Origin of the sequence: Neisseria sp. P0017.S009 (assembly GCF_051957375.1) — a bacterium.
In the GTDB taxonomy this organism is placed as follows: domain Bacteria; phylum Pseudomonadota; class Gammaproteobacteria; order Burkholderiales; family Neisseriaceae; genus Neisseria; species Neisseria perflava.
On sequence record NZ_JBQCWL010000003.1, the window covers coordinates 56,870 to 75,168 of the forward strand.

Consider the following 18,299-nt stretch of genomic DNA (forward strand, 5'->3'; position numbering starts at 1 on the left):
AAGGAACAATACATGTATCTGCTGCCAGACAACCGCCAGTGGGATTCCGACTATTTCCATACCCTGATTAGCGACAAACACATTATTTCCAGCAGCGAAGCCAAAGCCATACGCGAAAAACTCACCCACGCAGGTGCGTTGCCGCATCTGGACAACAACTACGAGTGGGCGGTACTCTGTATCGGCTATTGCTTTGCCAAAGGCTGGGCTCGCCAGCCGGAAAATTTGACTGCCGCCCCCGATACCAAAGGCATCGACATCCCTTCTTTCCAAACCTGCTTTCAAGACCATTCGCGGCTTTGGCTTGCCCTGTTGAGCGAAACCCTGTTCCACATCAGGCAAGGGAAACTGGCGGGAAAAGATGATTTGTACAAACTAATTGCCGACCTGTGGCATACCGGCGCGCTTGGTTTGCATGCGTTTTGGGAACGTTGCAGACAATTCAAACCCGATGACGATTTGGCACAACGGCAGGCCTTTTTGAACGAATTGGCTGAATTGGCTGTTAAAAACAGTAGCGGACGGCAACATGCAGGAGAGATTTCTAGTTCAAGCGAATTTCCCGCAGAAAATGTCGGAACACTCGATGCAGCCCGCATCAAACTTAAAACCGCACTGGACAAAACAGTCGGCAAGGGCGGCACGATACAACTAGAATACGTCGGCGTGCGCTACGACTGCTTGCGCGTACAGTTCGACTGCTATGTGGATTTGGAAAAATACCACAGCCAGATTTGCTCCGAATTAGGCATCGGCGATGACGAAATGCGCTGCGGACGCATACGCGGCGAAGCCAATACATGGCACATCAATATCCTGCGCCCGCAAGACACTTGGCGGCAATACGGGCAAAGTGAGTTTCAGACGGCCTTACAGCAATACCGCGCATCGGCACAGCAATTCAGATTGCCAGTGTGTATCGGTTTGGACGAACGCGGCGAACCCGTGTTTCAAGATTTTGCCACCGCGCCGCATGTGATGGTAGGCGGGGAAACGGGGGCTGGGAAATCGGTACTGGTGCGCTCAATGCTGGCTTCCCTGTTCGAACTCGCTCCTCAGAATGAAACGGAAATCGTCGTGTGTTATTGCAAAGTTTCTGCGGATTTCGCCGCCTTCAAAGACCGTCCGAATTTATGGCAGGGGCGCATAGTCAGCGATGCGGAAGAAGCTGCTGAAATATTGTCGTCTTTTGCTGACGAGATGGATAAACGATACCGCCTGATGGACGAATACGCTGCAAAGGATATTGCAGAAGTCCCACAGCACGCCCGTCCAAAATATGTTGTTATCGTGATTGACGAACTGGCCGACCTTATCGATGTCAGCAGTGACGCAGAAGGGCATTTGGTACGGCTGGCACAAAAAGCGCGCTCCGCAGGAATGTATCTGTTATTGGCAACGCAACGCCCCGATGCGAAAACACTCAGCGGCCGCCTACGTGACAACCTGCCGACCAAAATTGCGTTGAAAACAGGCAAACGCCAGTCTTCCGAGATTATCTTGGGCGAGCGCGGTGCTGAAAACCTGACGGCCAAAGGCGATCATTTGGTCAAATGGAACAATGAAGCAGCACGTTTTCTGCACGGGTATAATGTATAATTTGTTCAACCATCCTTTGCAAAGGTCTCAGGCCGTCTGAAACTTAAATGGGGTTTCAGACGGTCTTTTCCTTTGGGGATTAGTGATTAGGCTTTAGGTTCGCCATCATTCTCTGCTTTGGGCGGAACGGGGGCAAACCAGCCGACCAGAAGCAACAGCAAGCCGACGATGATGAAGGAGGCAATGCGCTCGATACCGCCGCTGTTGGAAAGCTCGATCAGGAAGAGTTTGACGACCACGATGCCCATCAGCGTCGCGCCTGTCATCCAGTAGGAACGCTGTTTGCGGCGGTTGCCGAGTACCATCAAGATGATGGCGGTTACTGCCCAAACGACGGAGAGGCTGGCTTGCAGGCCGAAGGATTGGAGCATGATGTCGAGACGCCAAGTAATGCCGTCGTAGAAATGCCATACGCGCATCACGCCTACGCTGATCAGCATAAATGCCAAGGCGGAAACTGTGGTTGCCGTGGTACGGCGAAGGTCGGGTGGCAAGGCTTCGGGCAAAGATTTCAGGGCAAACCAAAGCATACCGGCGCTGGCAAGTTCCAATGGGTTAAGCACGGGAATATACGGCAACGGCAAAGGTTGGAACGGCGTGGAGAAGTTGGTCCACAGCATCCAACAGGCAGCGGCAAGGGCGCACAACGGCATAGCAAAATGCTGATAAATGGCTTGATGCCGTCTGAAAAATCCACGTTGGCGCTGCGTATGGAAAACAACCCACATCGCCAAAGGCACAACCAGCCATGAGAGCTGCGCCCAAACGCCGGATAGGAGGCCGCCGACATACAGCGCGGTCCAAAGTGTCCAAAGTATGCCAAGTATCGTGATATTGAGTTTGTGTAACCAAATCAGATCAGGGCGTGGATAATTGTTCAAAATAATGAAGTTCAACACGCTGGCGGCGACAAGCGGCAAGGCTGCGGCGGCTGTCCATGCGTGTTCGGTATGATAGAAGACGAAATGCAGGGCAAACACGGGCAGGAATGCCAAGTTTGCCTGCAGAAGCTCTTCCCATTTCAAACGTTTGGCAAACAGCAGCAAGCCGGCAAATATCGGCCACATCCACAACTCGATAAACAGGGTTTCCTCGCCTGTCCATTGCATATAGAGGGCGTAGCTGCCTGTCGCCAACGCTGTAAGCAGGATGATCCAGCCTGCAACCTTCGCAAAGTAAACCTCGTTTCCTTCCGGCTTTTCGCTTGCAACCGGCACACGCGGATATTGCAGCGCGTAGGCAGCCGCAAACAGCAAAGGCGTAGCGGCAATAAGGTACAGATGGCTCAGGAAGCCTTGGGATTCATAAATGATGCTGGATTGCAGCAACAGGGCGAACAATACATTGCCCAAGACAAATGTGATAAATACATTCGGCTCATGTTTGCGCCGGCAGAATGCCCACGCCGCTGCCAAAGCGGAGAGAGCGACAATGCTGCCTTGGTCGGCCAAGAAAAGCAAAGGCAAAATAGAGATGTACAGCAAGGCGGCAGACAACACGGCCGTCTGAACGGATTTTTCCCATTGCGCAGAACCTTCGCGACGCGAGAAATACCACAGCAAGTAAATCGCCGCCCCGCCAAGCAACACCACAATCGTCGTAAACCACTGCCCTTCCAGAACGGTATCCGTGCCGAAACCCTGATAATTGCCCAACTGAATCAGCGCCGCCAAGAGATAAACCATCAGCGCACCCAAACGGATATGCGGACGCTGTTGGCGCAAACCGAAGAAATAAACCAGTGCGGATTCAGCACTCCACAAAATGACCGTATTGCTCGGTTCAAAATAAAGCGGAACGGCAATCGTGAGGAACAACACCGCCAACGCAAAAAACGCCTGACGCAAAATATACAAACCCTGCTGACGTTTCAGCAGCAGCGCCGCCAATCCGTAAACAGCGGCAAAACCCAATGCAGAAAGCGCATCCGCGGACGGCCAATGCTCCACCATGCGGTATTGCAGGCCGAACGCCGCCGCCATCGTGCCAAACAATAAAGTATGGTCGAGGACATGAACGCGCAGGCCGTGTGTATAAATACTCTTGCCGATTTCTTCCAAAGTCGCATTGTCGGCAATCGGCGTAACGCCGTCTTCGCTGTTTTCCGTCAACTTACGGCGTGCGAACAGATACGCGATAAAGGTATAGAGCAGCCAGTGGTAAATCAGGAAAGGCTCGGTAGTGGCGAAATGTTGCGGCGTATAACTTCGCATGCCCCACAGCGCGGCAATCGCAAAAGTAGCGACAAAGCCCGTCAGGTTCAGCGGACGCCATGCCTTAAACCAAGCAATCGCGGCCACACCGGCATTGAGTAGGGCAAGATAAGAAAACAGCACCAAATAATTGCCGCTGCCGTCTGAAGTCAGCAAAGGCGCGGCCATACCGCCGATTAAAGCAACCTGCGCCATAATCTGCGCGTTCTGCCTTACCGCCAGCCACGCCATCAGCACAACCATCGCCACCATCAGCCCGAACACGACCGACACAGGCAGCAGCGGATGCAGTTTCAACGCCGCCAACGCCGTCAAATACATCACCGCCACGCCGAAACCCTGCAACACCAAGCCATATTCACGCTTACGGCTTTGCAGCTTCCAGCCGCCGACCACCGCCGCCAAACCCGCGCCTGCCACAGTCAGATAACGCAGTTCCACCGGCACATGAACCCGCTCGGAGGCATAGCGCAAGAGGAACGCCAAGCCGAGGAACAGCACCACAATACCGGTTTTCAACAGCGGATTACCGCGCAAGAACCAAGCAACAATCGGATTATCGGAAAACTTGTACTCTCCGCCTTCCGACTGAGCTTTATGGATAACGAATTGACGCGATGGCGCTTCTTCGCTTTCAGACGGCATCGAAGCAACAACAGCCTCTTCTTTAGGCAACCCTGCTTGTTCAGCAGCAACCGGAGCAACCGCCTCAACAACTTCCGATTCCACAACAGGCTCAGACGAAGCAGCAGCCTTGGCAGAAACAGGATTAATAGGTATAGAAAAAGAAGGTGCAAACGCCTCTTCAATTTTCTGCTTAACAGGCGCAGCTTCCGCCTCAGACTCAACCCGAACATGAAGCGGCTCAGAGGCCGTCTGAACATCGGAAACAGCCCGAGCCTCAAGCCCCTGTCCTACTTTCGCCTCATCACGGACAGCCTCATGTTCCAACACCGACAAACGCCGTTTCAGCAGCTCGATTTCCTGCTCCAGCTTCTGCATCCTGTCGCCTGCCGTAGCAGATTCAGCCAAACGCTCTTCTTGGCGTTGTTTGGCGATTGACCAAGCAACCAGCCAAAACAACGACCCAATAATAACGCCAGTGAACATCTCATCAGCAAAATAGCCGATAATAATAGGAATAAGCAGGCCAAAAAACTGCATGAAACACCTGTTTGATAACAATAAGAATATGCCGATTGTAACACCGGCAACATTATTCATGAAAAAAAGAGACAAAAGGCCTAGAATAAAAGCATACGGCGAATAGAATATAAAGAATCGGAATAGAAAAAGGCCGTCTGAAAATATTTAGGGATTTTCAGACGGCCTTGGGTGTGTTGTGAATTTCAACTATCGCATACTTGCCTTGAGATACTAACGCGACAAATCGATATTTTTGTTTATCCCGCACGCTTTTCTATCAGAGCAATTTCTGCATCATTCAAACCGTACATCTGATAGACAGTTTGGTTGATTTTGTCATCTAAAAAGGCAATGTGCTGATTATAGAAGGTTTGGTCAGATTCGGTTTCAGCAGTTTTTGCGTTTTGTTTGGCTTGAAGCATTTGGTCGGCAAGTTTGACCAGTTGATCATGCAAGGTTTGGTTTGTCCGACTCACTTTTGGCAACATCAGTTGCTCAACATGGGCTTTTTTGACCTCTGCCAAGGCTTCACCGCTTTCAGGATTGAGCTGGTAATAGCAAAAATCGATCAGTTTAGAGTTTAAGACTGCTAAAATAAATTTTTGGTTTACCTTCTCCGAAATCAAAATATGTAGATTATTCCGACAGATAATGTCTTTGCCAATGAGAGTAGCAATGATTCGGTCGGCAGTTTGGCGGACGATGATCTTTTCGGGAGCGGAAAAGATTTCCGGTTGACGTGGTGCTGCCAGCCATTCACCGTACTGTATCCACGAGTCTTCGTTCCAGTAGCTGATGTATTTGTTCATCAAACTGCCGCGCATCAGCGGCTTCCAGTTCTCACCTTCGGGCTTGGGGCAATCTTCTTTAACGTAAGGTTTGTCTTTGACAGTTTCTTTGCTTTGCGGCGGATTACCTTTGCCTTTTTCAAATGGTTTCACCCCGTTGTAAACAATAGTGCAGTCTTGCAATGCAATAGACTGTTTTTTGATTTTCTCAAACAGAGTAGTTTCTTCAGGAGTGGCAAGAATGTTGATGATGCCGCCTTGTTTGTCGAAGTGGTTCTGGTCAAGCCGCTGGTAAGACGAAATTTGGCAGTTTTCTGCCATTTCTACGTCAAATAGATTTTTACCGTTCAGACGGCCTTTTTCAAAAATCAAGACATGGGTATCGACAACAGCATCGAAAATGTGTTCTTTGCCGTGCAAAATTTTCTGCCATCGGTAATCATTGAGTAGATAACGTCGGATCTCAGTGTAAGTGAGAGATTGCAGCCATGTATTCGGCACAATCATGCCAATTTTGCCATTTTCCGCCAAAAGTGCGCCACTACGCTCAAGGAAGAGCAAGTAGAGGTCGTATTGGTAGTTTTGATGTTGATAATGTTGCTCGAAATAGGCACGTTGATCTTTTTGCTCTTTGCTGCTGACTTTGACGTAGGGTGGATTGCCGACTATTGCGTCAAAGCCTTTTTGAGGTCGTCTGAAAACTTTGGGAAAGGCTTGTTCGAATTCAAATGGGTTGATACTGCGTTGGTGTGGACGATCAAAATCGGGCAGATTGTCCATGATATCGTAGCCGATGAGTGCATTGCCACATTTGATGTTGCCACTCAAATCAGGCAGGATTTTTTCGGCAAACAAGACGTTCATTTCGTTAGCAGTCACCATAGTTTCATCTTCCAAAAGCTTGAGAAAGAGGGAAACTTGGGTTACTTCGGCTGCTTGCATATCAATATCCACACCATAGACATTATCAAGCAAGATTTGTTGCTTCTGTCGAATTGACAATACCCACACGCCGTTTTCTTCGTCCCAATGGCAGCCTGCTTCTTTAGCAGCAGTGGGGTACTGATTGTAATAGCTGCGATACCAATCTAAAAGTTTACCGTACACTCCAATCAAAAAGCTACCGCTACCACAAGCAATATCGGCGACTTTCAGTTCGGCAACTTTGGATGGATACCGCGCCTTTTCTAACAATGGGCCAACAGTGTGTTCGACAATGTAATCTACAATGTATTTGGGCGTATAAAACACCCCGCCTGCTTTACGGACTTCAGGTTTCTGCTCAATAAGAGCTTTACCATCTTGAATACTGATAACTTTACCTAAAAAGCGTTCATAAATGTTACCAAGAATGTGGATGGGGATGTAATTGAAATCGTAAGGGGTGTTGGTATGGTCAAGATCAGCTGCAATTTCTCGGAATTGAGCTTCGTCAGCGCCGAGAAAACCATCTTTATCCATGAAATGCGGCTTAAACACAATGCCGTTGTATTTGATATCGAGGTGGCGGCATTCTGCAATAAATTTTTTCCACGGTTTGGCTGCATTGGCAATATTATGTAGCAGATTTTCAGGCTTCGGTCAATTGATAGTTGTCAAGATTAGGATTGCCGGTGTAAAAGGCTTGCGCCATTTGCAGACGGATTTCGTCGATGTATTCAAGAAAACTATCATCAATAGATGCACCGCCGCCGAATAAATTGCCTTGTTTGCCGCTTTTACCTTTGGGTTTGGGCAGATTGCTGATATAGGCTTGTAGGTTGCCTGCAGCTACGGCTTCGCGTGAAAACAGCCAGAAGACTTCGGCAAATGTATCTTGGTTAAGAAAATCAGTGTAGGTATAGTATTTAATTTCAGTAGATAAGGCAGTATCAAAGTCAGGTTTGTGTCGGCAGTCGATAATGACGAATTCCTCAAAATCGGTCAGTACGGATACCCCTGTTTGTGAGTTCCAGCCGTATTTGGCCGTCTGAAAATAGTCAGCTTGATTTTTCCGCAATGTACGGCTTGGTTTTTTAGCCTCGACAAAAAATTGTACGGTTCGATAATCTGGCGCAAGGTGGAAAGCGTAATCGGCACGTTTCTGTGCCTGAGAACCTTCCTGTCTTTGGGCTTTTTCTACTTTAACTTCTTGCTGATATGGATTTTTCTGATGATTATGTGCCACATCCCAGCCTAATGCCGTAAAGAATTTATCAATAAAATCTTGACGGACAGCAGCTTCGGTATAACTTGGTGAGAGGTAGTAATCAGAGTTGGTTTTGAAGTCTTCAATTAGTTGTACAACTTGTTGATGAGCAGTTTCCAGCATGTTTTTTCCTGTTTAGTTGATCTTTTCTCAGACGGTTGAATTTATTTTTCAGACTACATGAGGTAGTGGAACTTTCCTGAACTCAATGCGCCTCTTCCCAATTCATCCCCACACCCACTTCAGCCACCAGCGGCACGTTCAACATCCCTTCATCCACTTTCGCCATAATCTGCGGCAGTTTTTCTTTGACCAAATCCAGTTCGGCTTCGGGTACTTCCAGCACCAGTTCGTCATGCACCTGCATGATCAGTTTGCTTTGCAAGAGGTCGTCCCACGGGGAGGCTTCGCACTCTGAAAGCCAGCAGGATACGTCTATCATGGCGCGTTTGATGAGGTCGGAGGCGGTACCTTGCATGGGGGCGTTGATGGCGGCGCGTTCGGCTCCGGCGCGGGCGTTGGCGTTTTTGTTGTGGATGTCGGGCAGGTAGAGGCGACGGCCGAACAGGGTTTCGACGAAGCCTTGTGCGGCGGCTTGTTCTTTGGTGCGCTGCATGTATTCGGCGACGCCGGGGTAGCGGGCGAAGTAGCGGTCGATAAAGTTTTTGGCGGAGATGTTGTCGATGCCCAATGATTTGGCAAGGCCATATTGGCCCATGCCGTAGATCAGGCCGAAGTTGATGGTTTTGGCGTAGCGGCGTTGTTCGGACGAGACGTTTTCGGGGGAGATGCCGAACACTTCGGCGGCGGTACGGCGGTGTACGTCTTCTCCGTTTTGGAACGCGGTAATCAGGGTTTTGTCGCCGGAGAGGTGCGCCATGATGCGCAGCTCGATTTGGGAATAGTCGGCGGAAACGATGACGCTGCCTTGCGGTGCGGTGAAGGCACGGCGCACGCGGCGGCCTTCGGCGGTGCGGATGGGGATGTTTTGCAGGTTGGGGTTATTGCTGGCGAGGCGGCCGGTAATGGCGACGGCTTGGGCGTAGGTGGTATGCACGCGGCCGTCTTTGGGGGAAATCATTTCGGGCAGTTTGTCGGTGTAGGTGGATTTGAGTTTTGCCAGGCTGCGGTTTTGCAGGATGATTTTGGGCAGGGGGTAGTCAGGCGCGAGCTGTTCGAGCACGGCTTCGTTGGTGGAAATGCCGCCTTTGGCGGTTTTTTTCAGGCCTTTGGTGGGGATGCCCATTTTGTCGAACAGGATTTCTTGAAGCTGTTTGGGCGAGTTGAGGTTGAACGGCTGGCCTGCGGCGGCGTAGGCTTCTTGTTCGAGCTTCATCAGCTCGGCGCCGAGTTCCGCGCTTTGGCGGGCGAGTTCGGCGCGGTCAATTTGTACGCCGTTGCGTTCCATTTCAAACAATACTTGCGCAACGAGCAGCTCCATTTTTTCATACATTTCAAGCTGTTTGGCGTCCATCTGCGCGCGCAGGTGTGCTTCGAGGCGCAGGGCGAAATCGGCGTCTTGGGCGGCGTATTCGGTCGCCTGTCCGATGGCAACGTCAGCAAAACTGATTTGCTTTGCGCCTTTGCCGCACAGCGATTCGTAGGTAATGGTTTCCAAGCCGAGCCAGCGTTCGGACAATTCGTCCAAACCGTGTCCGAGATGGCTCTCAATGATGTAGGAAGCGAGCATGGCGTCGCCGGCAATGCCGTTCAGGGCGATGTCGTAGTTGGCGAAAACGTGTTGGTCGTATTTGAGGTTTTGCCCGATTTTTTTCAGGGCAGGATTTTCCAAATGCGGTTTCAGACGGCCTAATACGTCTTGCAAATCAAGCTGTTCTGGCGCGGCAGTCAGGCTGTGTCCTACGGGGATGTAAACCGCTTTGCCTGCTTGGAACGCGATGCTGATACCGACCAGCGCGGCATTCATTGCGTCTAGGGATGTGGTTTCCGTGTCGATGCCGATTTTTTCCGCCTGCGCCAGTTTGTCCAACAAGGCGGCAAACTGCGCTTCGGTGGTAATGGCTTGATAATCCAGTTTTTCAGGGGCTGGGGCGAGTTCGGGTTGTTTTTCAGGCTGTGTTTCCATCGCCAATGCGGCCTGTTCGCCGATATGCTCGCTGCCGAACAAATCTGTGTTTTGCGCTTCGTGCATACGGCTTTCCGCCTCTTTCAGCCAAGTGCGGAAGCCCCAGCGTTTGAAATCGACAACCAGCTGCGCCCATTTCGGCGAAGTGCGGCGCAGGCTTTCGAGGCCGTCTGAAAGCTCGGCGTGCAAGTCCACATCGGTTTTAATCGTTACCAAGTCATACGACAGCGGCAGTTGTTCCAAAGCGGCTTGCAGGTTTTCGCCGACCTTGCCCTTGATTTCCGCAGCGTGTTCCATCACACCGGCCAGCGAGCCGTAGGCTTCCAGCCACTTCACCGCCGTTTTCGGGCCGCACTTCTCCACGCCCGGCACGTTGTCCACCTTGTCGCCCATCAGCGCGAGATAATCGCGGATTTGGTCGGGGCGCACGCCGAATTTTTCCTTCACGCCTTCAATGTCCAGCGTTTCGCCACTCATCGTGTTCACCAGCGTCACGCGCTCGTTCACCAGCTGCGCCATGTCCTTATCACCGGTGGACACCACCACGTTCCACCCTGCTTCACTGGCCATCTTAGCCAAAGTGCCGATAACGTCGTCCGCTTCCACCTGCGGAATCACCAATACCGGCCAGCCCATCAGGCGCACCAAATCCGGCAAGGCTTCCGCCTGCGGGCGCAAATCGTCCGGCATCGGCGGGCGCGTCGCCTTATAGTCGGGAAACATCTCGTGGCGGAAATTCTTGCCCTTCGCGTCAAACACCACCGCGCAATAGTCGTGCACATAATCCGCCCGCAACCGGCGCAACATGTTCAACACGCCATAAAGCGCACCCGTCGGCGCACCATCTGGCGCAGATAAATTCTGACCCATAGCATGATAGGCGCGGTAAAGATAAGAAGAGCCGTCAACGAGAAGGAGAGTGGGTTTGTTGGACATGGAGAACCTGCTGTGTGTATGAAAATAATGTACGGATTATAAAGGAAAAGGCCGTCTGAAAACCGAAAATCAAGTTTCAGACGGCCTGATGTTTACATAAATATACGGTTTCAGGTATTGCGCCGCAGAATCCCATCTTGTATATTTGTATCCAAATGAATACAAACTAAAACAAACGAATATGAATGCAACGAACCGTATCCCAATCAGCGTGCGCATCACTCAAGAAGATGCTGATTTTATTGCTGAACTCAAAATCGAAGGTGCGAATACGCCGTCTGAAAAAATCCGCGAACTGCTCAAACTGGCGCGCTTGGCGCATACGCAAACGCGCGATTACAGCTCCGCACTGACGGCGCAGGAGCAATTTTTCCAAGCGGCAAAACACGAAATCTTGCACGCTGAAAAACAGGCGGGGGTGCATTCGCATATCGTGGCAAGGTTGTTTGAACAACTGCCCGACTTGGGCGCAACGCTTGCCGCCGACCTGCCTGAAGAAGCCGACCTCGACGATTTGAAAAAATACGAACGCGAACTGATGTGGCGCATCGTCCGCCTCACCGACAGCATCTTGCAACTCGCCGTAACCGGCAAAGGTGCGGCATACGACGATACGGTATTGCAACAACTTGAAAACACTTTGAAACTGGCAAAGATTGTGCAGCAGGCAAATGAAGTTTAAGACTGCCGCCATACCAAATGAAACAAACACATTTTAGTGAAAGGAAAATCCAAATGAGCGAAACCCTATCCCGCCGAGTAGGCCGTCTGGTGAGCGGCGGTTTTCATGCCCTGATTGATGCGGCGGAAAACCTCGCGCCTGAAGCGGTAATGAACGAAAGCATCCGCGAAATCGAGCGTGCAGTAGATGAAGTGCGTGCTGAGTTAGGCAAAGTGTTGGCGCAGAAACACCTTGCCGCCAAGAAAATGGCTGATGAAAGCAACCGCCATGAAGCCATCGATGCCAATCTGCAAGCCGCCGTAGATGCCGGTCGCGATGATCTTGCCGAAGCGGGTATCGCCGAACAGATGGACATCGAAGCGCGTCTGCCCATCTTGGAAAACACCATTGCCGATTGTGCCGCACAAGAAAAAGAGCTCGAAGGCTTTATCGCCGCCCTGCAGGCGAAAAAACGCGAGATGCAGCAGCAGTTGCAAGACTGGCGTGCCGCACAGCAAAGCATGAGCACAGGCAAAACAGCCGGCGGCAACGGCAGCGACCTCAATCGCATTGCCCGTGATGCCGAAAAAAGCGGCAACGCTTTCGACCGCGTGATGGGTCATCAAAACTCGGTACACAGCAGCACCGATGCGGCGCAGTTGGCAAAATTGAAGGAATTGGAAGACTTGAGCCGCAACAACCGTATTGCCGAACGATTGGCGGCATTGAAAGCGAAATCATAAGCCATATTGAGAAAATCGCGGTTTCAGACGGCCTCTATCTCTACGGGCCGTCTGAAAAAAGAAAACCATACACACCTTAATAACAAAAAGATGACGGATTGGGAAAAATCCTGTCAGTTACGACAAATTAATAAAAAACCCATATCCAATCTGCTTAACTTTAAAATAAAATATATGCTGTCTGAAAATTAAAAAGAATAAGGAAATGCAATATGTGGAATTTAATCAACGCCCCCGAAACTGAAATCTTCGGCATTGCCATTGCGCTGATGGTTTTGCTCGGTGTGTTGGAAGTCATTTCCATGCTGGCAGGCGGTATCAGCGACTGGTTGGACAACCTGTTGCCCGACAGCCTGACCGAAACTGCGCACGCCGAGGTCGGATTGGATGTGGCGGATGCAGGCATATTCGTGCGTTTCCTGAGCTGGCTGTATGTCGGACGTATCCCGGTGTTGATGTTGATGGTGATGTTTCTTGCCGTATACGGACTGACGGGTTATCTGTTTCAGACGGCCTTTGCCACTGTATTCGGCAGTTATCTGAATGGCACGCTGGCAGCAGTCATTGTTTGGTTTATTTCCCTACCCTTGGTGCGCGTGACGGCTAGCGGTTTGTACAAAATTATGCCGAAAGATGAAACCACTGCCGTTTTGCAGGAAAGTTTAATCGGCCGCGTCGGCACGGTGGTATTGGGCGAAGCTCGGGTAGGCAATGCGGCGCAGGTGCGCGTGAAAGATGCTTACGGCCAACAGCATTATGTGATGGTAGAGCCTGACTCTGAAGATGTATTAAAACAAGGTGATGCAGTATTGCTGGTGTCGTTGAACGGAAATACATTTAAAGCGATTTTGAATCCGAGCGGCAGCTTGGTTGATTAAGGCCGTCTGAAACCGCTGATTTATCGATACGGGAAAAATAGATACTTCACCGCCCTATTCTCACTATCTAGAAATTTGAGATAAAAATTAGAAAAAACACCCCCTATTATTTCACATATTTTTAACCCTTTCAGACGGCCTCTTTCTCTCAAAGCCTTCTGAATCCACCGCCCCAAAGGCATATTAACAAGAAGAAAGGAAAAACCATGAATTTGGTCTCCATCGGCACTATCGCCGGCGTCATACTCGTCGCGCTGTTTGTACTCGGCCTCATCCTGACCCGTCTGTATCGCCGTGCCAGCAAAGAAGTCTCATTTGTCCGCACCGGTTTTGGTGGCGAAAAAGTCATCATGAACGGCGGTGCGATGGTGCTGCCTGTATTGCACGAAATCATCCCCGTCAACATGAATACACTGCGCCTTGAAGTGCGCCGCGCAGCCCAACAAGCGCTGATTACCCGCGACCGGATGCGCGTTGACGTGATGGCGGAATTTTACGTCCGCGTTAAACCCAGCGCCGAGAGCATTGCGACCGCCGCACAAACACTGGGTATGAAAACCATGTCTCCCGATGAGTTGAAAGACCTCGTCGAAGGTAAATTTGTTGACGCCCTACGCGCCGTTGCCGCCGAAATGGCGATGGAAGAACTGCATGAAAAACGTGTTGATTTCGTTCAGAAAGTACAACAAGTCGTGAGTGAAGACTTGTTCAAAAACGGTCTCGAACTCGAAACCGTTTCCCTGACCGGCCTCGACCAAACCAGCTTCGAATTTTTCAACCCGCAAAACGCCTTTGACGCGGAAGGTTTGACCAAACTGACCGAAACCATCGAAGGCCGCCGCAAAAAACGTAACGAAATCGAACAAGACACCGATTTGGCAATCAAAACCAAAAACCTCGAAGCCGAGCAGCAACGCCTGAAAATCTCGCGCGAAGAAGAATACGCCAAACTCGAACAAGAGCGTGAGATTGCCGTCCGCCGTGCCGAACAAGAGGCCAGCATTGCCGAACAAGAATCTCAGAAAAAACGTGAAGCGGAAGAAGCCAAAATTGCGGCTGAACGCGAAGTGGATTTGAAACGCATTGCCGCCGAACGCGACATTAAAAACGAAGACATTAGAAAAGCCCAAGCCGTTGAGCAGGCCGAGGTTGAACGCCGCAAAGCCATCGAATTGGCCGAGCAAGACCGCGCCATCGCCGTTGCCGAAAAATCGCGTGCTGAATCCGAAGCCAAAGCCGAAGCCGACAAAGCCCGCGCCGCCGCCGTTCGCGAAGAAGAGAGCGTGATTACCGTACGCGAAACCGAACGCGCCGAGCGTGCCAAAGCGGTTGAATTGATTGCCGCAGAAGAAGCCGCGCAAAAAGATGCGATTTCGCTCACTGTTGCTGCCGAAGCCGAAAAACAAGCCGCACAAGACCGCGCAGAAGCCGTGCGTATTGCCGCCGAAGCCGAAGCCGAAAAACACCGCCTGCAAGCCAAAGGTGAGGCAGATGCCAAAATTCTGTTGGCGCAAGCGCAAGAGCAACAATACAAGGTTGATGCAGAAGGTACCCGCGCTGTAAACGAGGCTGCCAACGTCCTGAGCGTTGAACAGGTTGAAATGCAAGTCCGCCTTGCCCTCTTAAAACACCTGCCGGACATCATCCGCGAATCCGTCCGCCCGATGGAAAAAATCGAAGACATCAAAATCTTGCAAGTCAATGGTCTGGGTGGCTTTGCCGGTGGTGCAAACGGTGCGGAAGGTGTTTCAGACGGCCAAACCACACAAGCCAGCCTTGCCGATCAAATGGTCAACAGCGCCCTGCGCTACCGCAGCCAAGCTCCGTTGGTTGACGGTCTATTGAAAGAGTTGGGACTGAATGGTGGCGACATCAACGGTCTGACCCAAGGACTGGATAAAACCATCGACCAATCATAAATGAATACCGTAATAATGGTTTAAAGGCCGTCTGAAAAGTTTCAGACGGCCTTTTGTTTATACAAGGGCTTCCGCAAATTCTAATATTTTCAATACTGATCAATTCAGATCTGTTGCGGTTGCAATAAATTAGGAATTATCCACCCTGCTTTTTGTGGTTAAAAAAGATTGAGTAGGCTATTCTTAGCCAAATAACAAGACTAACTGCTTTGAAAATGATCCGCCAACAATTGAGTCATAAAAACCGGTTCTACCGTTCCGATTTCAAGTTTGCCATCTACTCATCTATCGACATTTCAATACCAAGCTGCTTATCTTCAGGCAAATAAAAAAGCACAACATTTCGTTGTGCTTTTTCTTGATGAACCCACATTACTTGTTTTTTTGCGAACGAAGGTAATCCAAAGTTTTCAGCTGGGCAATGGCTGCTGCCAATGCTTTGTGCGCTTCGGCCAGAGATTTATCATCTTTGGCTGCAGAAACACCTGCCTCGGCTGCTTTTTTAGCTGCTTCAGCACGCGCCTGATCCATTTCGGTACTGCGGACGGCAACGTCTGCCAATACGGTAATCTTATCAGGCTGTACTTCTAAAACGCCACCGGAAACGGCAACCAGCACTTCTTCAGCTTCACCCGGAACAGTCAAACGCAATGCGCCGGGGCGTACCAAACTCATAATCGGCTCGTGTCGTGGATAAATACCAAGCTCACCTTGAACGGTCGGAACCACCACAAAGCTGGCTTCGCCCGAATAGATGTTTTGCTCGCTACTGACCACTTCAACTTGCATGACGCTCATGCCGACCTCCTTAGTTTAAGGTTTTCGCTTTCTCAACTGCTTCTTCGATGCCGCCTACCATGTAGAACGCTTGTTCAGGCAGATGGTCGTATTCGCCGTTCAAGATGGCTTTAAAGCCGGCAATGGTATCGCGCAGGGCGACATATTTGCCTGGAGAACCTGTAAACACTTCTGCAACGTGGAACGGTTGAGACAGGAAGCGTTGAATTTTACGGGCACGCATCACAGTCAGTTTGTCTTCGTCAGACAATTCGTCCATACCCAGAATGGCAATAATGTCGCGCAATTCTTTGTATTTTTGCAGAGTAGACTGTACACCGCGCGCTACGTCGTAATGCTCTTGACCCAATACCATCGGATCCAATTGGCGCGAAGTAGAGTCAAGCGGGTCAACTGCCGGGTAAATACCCAAAGATGCAATGTCACGGCTCAATACGACGGTCGCGTCCAAGTGGGCGAAAGTTGTCGCTGGAGACGGGTCAGTCAAGTCATCCGCAGGTACATATACGGCTTGGATGGAAGTGATGGAACCTGTTTGGGTAGAGGTAATACGCTCTTGCAAACGACCCATTTCTTCAGCCAATGTCGGTTGGTAACCCACTGCAGAAGGCATACGGCCCAACAGTGCAGATACTTCGGTACCGGCCAGAGTGTAACGGTAGATGTTGTCGACGAAGAACAATACGTCGCGACCTTTACCGTTTTCGTCTTTTTCGTCACGGAAGTATTCGGCCATAGTCAAACCGGTCAAAGCAACGCGCAGACGGTTGCCTGGAGGTTCGTTCATTTGGCCATACACCATGGCTACTTTATCCAATACGTTGGAATCTTTCATCTCGTGGTAGAAGTCGTTACCTTCACGGGTACGTTCACCCACACCTGCGAACACGGACAGACCGCTGTGCGCTTTGGCGATGTTGTTGATCAATTCCATCATGTTCACGGTTTTGCCCACACCGGCACCACCGAACAGACCTACTTTACCGCCCTTAGCAAACGGACACAGCAAATCGATCACTTTAATACCGGTTTCCAACAATTCGGTAGTTGAAGACAACTCGTCGAATTTCGGAGCAGTTTGGTGAATAGCACGGCTCTTGTCGGTATCGATCGGACCTGCTTCATCAACAGGCGTACCCAATACGTCGACAATACGACCCAATGTACCTTTACCTACCGGTACAGTGATTGGCGCACCAGTATTGCTTACAGACATACCGCGTTTCAGGCCGTCTGAACTACCCATTGCAATAGTACGGACAACGCCGTCACCCAGAAGCTGTTGAACTTCCAGAGTCAGACCGTTCTCGTCCAATTTCAGGGCATCGTAAACATGCGGGATAGCGTCGCGTGGAAATTCCACGTCAACCACCGCACCAATAACTTGTACGATTTTGCCTTGGCTCATTATCGTATCCTAATTTCCTGTTCAGGCTTCAGACGGCATTAAACTGCCGCTGCACCTGCTACAATTTCTGACAATTCTGTGGTAATCGCGGCTTGACGCGATTTGTTGTACACCAAGCGCAATTCTTTAATGGCATTACCTGCGTTATCGGTTGCGGCTTTCATCGCTACCATACGCGCGGCTTGTTCAGATGCCATGTTGTCGCTCAATGCCTGATAAACCACAGACTCTAAATAGCGGCGAACCAAATATTCCAATACGGCGATAGGACTCGGCTCGTAGAGGTATTCCCAAGTAAATGAAGAATGACCTGTTCCGTCGTCAATAACGTTTTCACCGATAGGCAGCAAAACTTCCATACGCGGCTCTTGGCGCATTGTATTGACGAAACGTGAGTAAACCATATGGATACGGTCTAATTCATGCTTCTCATAACGTTGGAAGATTTCGGTCAGAGGGCCGAGCAGCAATTCCATTTTTGGGGTATCACCCAAATTGGTTGCGCTGGCAATAACATTCAAACCGATGCTTTGGCATGCAGCCAAACCTTTACTACCCAGGCACACGACTTCGACTTCGATGCCTTGTTCCTGATACTCTTGAACTTGCGCCAAAAACTTTTTCAGTACGTTTGCGTTCAAGCCACCGCACAAACCTTTGTCCGAGGTAATCAAAATGAAACCGGCACGACGCACTTCGCGGTGCGGCTCCAACAATTTGATACCATGATCGGCATTAGTTTGTGCAAGATGGCTCATCACTGTACGCACTTTTTCGGCGTACGGACGCGCTAAGCGCATCCGGTCTTGAGTCTTCCGCATTTTAGAGGTCGACACCATTTGCATCGCTTTAGTGATCTTTTGGGTATTTTGAACACTACGGATTTTGGTGAGAATCTCTTTTCCGACTGCCATTTCAGACTCCTTTCATCTCAAT

At 50.3% G+C, this 18,299-nt stretch carries 12 protein-coding genes; 5 read left to right on the forward strand and 7 right to left on the reverse strand.

The window, feature by feature from the left end:
• Positions 1-12: 12 nt before the first annotated feature.
• Positions 13-1,599: an FtsK/SpoIIIE domain-containing protein gene (locus ACTHTG_RS04695; RefSeq protein ID WP_070695271.1), complete on the forward strand. Its 1,587-nt coding sequence runs from the start codon at positions 13-15 to the stop codon at positions 1,597-1,599.
• 86 nt (positions 1,600-1,685) lie between these two features.
• Here ACTHTG_RS04695 and ACTHTG_RS04700 read toward each other — a convergent pair whose 3' ends face one another.
• The 4 genes from ACTHTG_RS04700 to polA all read right to left on the reverse strand — a co-directional run bounded on the left by ACTHTG_RS04700 (position 1,686) and on the right by polA (position 10,956).
• Positions 1,686-4,976 (reverse strand): DUF2339 domain-containing protein, encoded by a 3,291-nt coding sequence (locus tag ACTHTG_RS04700; RefSeq protein ID WP_308538545.1) that lies wholly within the window; start codon positions 4,974-4,976, stop codon positions 1,686-1,688.
• Positions 4,977-5,215: 239 nt separating this feature from the next.
• Positions 5,216-7,207: an Eco57I restriction-modification methylase domain-containing protein gene (locus tag ACTHTG_RS04705; protein ID WP_440360549.1), complete on the reverse strand. Its 1,992-nt coding sequence runs from the start codon at positions 7,205-7,207 to the stop codon at positions 5,216-5,218.
• Positions 7,208-7,316: 109 nt separating this feature from the next.
• Positions 7,317-8,057 carry a hypothetical protein gene (locus tag ACTHTG_RS04710; RefSeq protein WP_440360550.1) on the reverse strand — a complete coding sequence of 247 codons (741 nt, stop codon included), beginning with the start codon at positions 8,055-8,057 and terminating at the stop codon, positions 7,317-7,319.
• 82 nt (positions 8,058-8,139) lie between these two features.
• Positions 8,140-10,956, reverse strand: a complete 2,817-nt coding sequence (gene polA, locus ACTHTG_RS04715; RefSeq protein WP_440360551.1) for a DNA polymerase I — start codon at positions 10,954-10,956, stop codon at positions 8,140-8,142.
• 181 nt (positions 10,957-11,137) lie between these two features.
• Between polA and ACTHTG_RS04720 the strand changes: the two genes are divergently transcribed.
• The 4 genes from ACTHTG_RS04720 to ACTHTG_RS04735 all read left to right on the forward strand — a co-directional run bounded on the left by ACTHTG_RS04720 (position 11,138) and on the right by ACTHTG_RS04735 (position 15,157).
• Positions 11,138-11,638 (forward strand): hypothetical protein, encoded by a 501-nt coding sequence (locus ACTHTG_RS04720; protein WP_049344991.1) that lies wholly within the window; start codon positions 11,138-11,140, stop codon positions 11,636-11,638.
• A gap of 53 nt (positions 11,639-11,691) precedes the next feature.
• A complete protein-coding gene (locus tag ACTHTG_RS04725; RefSeq protein WP_308538550.1) occupies positions 11,692-12,360 on the forward strand; it encodes a PspA/IM30 family protein in 669 nt (222 codons plus the stop codon).
• A 212-nt stretch (positions 12,361-12,572) separates the two neighbouring features.
• Entirely contained in the window at positions 12,573-13,238 is a 666-nt protein-coding gene (locus ACTHTG_RS04730; RefSeq protein ID WP_308538551.1) for a YqiJ family protein, read from the forward strand.
• Positions 13,239-13,444: 206 nt separating this feature from the next.
• Positions 13,445-15,157, forward strand: coding sequence for a flotillin family protein (locus ACTHTG_RS04735; protein ID WP_004519001.1), 1,713 nt, complete (start codon positions 13,445-13,447; stop codon positions 15,155-15,157).
• 372 nt (positions 15,158-15,529) lie between these two features.
• Here the strand turns inward: ACTHTG_RS04735 and ACTHTG_RS04740 are convergent, their stop codons facing one another.
• From ACTHTG_RS04740 to atpG, 3 genes are read right to left on the reverse strand one after another with little or no spacing between them, the layout of a single operon-like run.
• Positions 15,530-15,955, reverse strand: coding sequence for a F0F1 ATP synthase subunit epsilon (locus tag ACTHTG_RS04740; RefSeq protein WP_004519002.1), 426 nt, complete (start codon positions 15,953-15,955; stop codon positions 15,530-15,532).
• Positions 15,956-15,965: 10 nt separating this feature from the next.
• Complete coding sequence (gene atpD / locus ACTHTG_RS04745) at positions 15,966-17,363, reverse strand: F0F1 ATP synthase subunit beta (RefSeq protein ID WP_003748111.1); 1,398 nt, start codon at positions 17,361-17,363, stop codon at positions 15,966-15,968.
• A gap of 38 nt (positions 17,364-17,401) precedes the next feature.
• Positions 17,402-18,277 (reverse strand): F0F1 ATP synthase subunit gamma, encoded by an 876-nt coding sequence (gene atpG / locus ACTHTG_RS04750; protein ID WP_004519003.1) that lies wholly within the window; start codon positions 18,275-18,277, stop codon positions 17,402-17,404.
• Positions 18,278-18,299: the final 22 nt, after the last annotated feature.

Coding starts and splice junctions, on each gene's coding strand:
- ACTHTG_RS04720 (WP_049344991.1), top strand. CDS start 11,138: ATGAATGCAACGAACCGTATCCCAATCAGCGTGCGCATCACTCAAGAA.
- ACTHTG_RS04735 (WP_004519001.1), top strand. CDS start 13,445: ATGAATTTGGTCTCCATCGGCACTATCGCCGGCGTCATACTCGTCGCG.
- ACTHTG_RS04705 (WP_440360549.1), bottom strand. CDS start 7,207: ATGGATAAAGATGGTTTTCTCGGCGCTGACGAAGCTCAATTCCGAGAA.
- ACTHTG_RS04725 (WP_308538550.1), top strand. CDS start 11,692: ATGAGCGAAACCCTATCCCGCCGAGTAGGCCGTCTGGTGAGCGGCGGT.
- ACTHTG_RS04710 (WP_440360550.1), bottom strand. CDS start 8,057: ATGCTGGAAACTGCTCATCAACAAGTTGTACAACTAATTGAAGACTTC.
- ACTHTG_RS04695 (WP_070695271.1), top strand. CDS start 13: ATGTATCTGCTGCCAGACAACCGCCAGTGGGATTCCGACTATTTCCAT.
- polA (WP_440360551.1), bottom strand. CDS start 10,956: ATGTCCAACAAACCCACTCTCCTTCTCGTTGACGGCTCTTCTTATCTT.
- ACTHTG_RS04740 (WP_004519002.1), bottom strand. CDS start 15,955: ATGAGCGTCATGCAAGTTGAAGTGGTCAGTAGCGAGCAAAACATCTAT.
- ACTHTG_RS04730 (WP_308538551.1), top strand. CDS start 12,573: ATGTGGAATTTAATCAACGCCCCCGAAACTGAAATCTTCGGCATTGCC.
- atpD (WP_003748111.1), bottom strand. CDS start 17,363: ATGAGCCAAGGCAAAATCGTACAAGTTATTGGTGCGGTGGTTGACGTG.
- atpG (WP_004519003.1), bottom strand. CDS start 18,277: ATGGCAGTCGGAAAAGAGATTCTCACCAAAATCCGTAGTGTTCAAAAT.
- ACTHTG_RS04700 (WP_308538545.1), bottom strand. CDS start 4,976: ATGCAGTTTTTTGGCCTGCTTATTCCTATTATTATCGGCTATTTTGCT.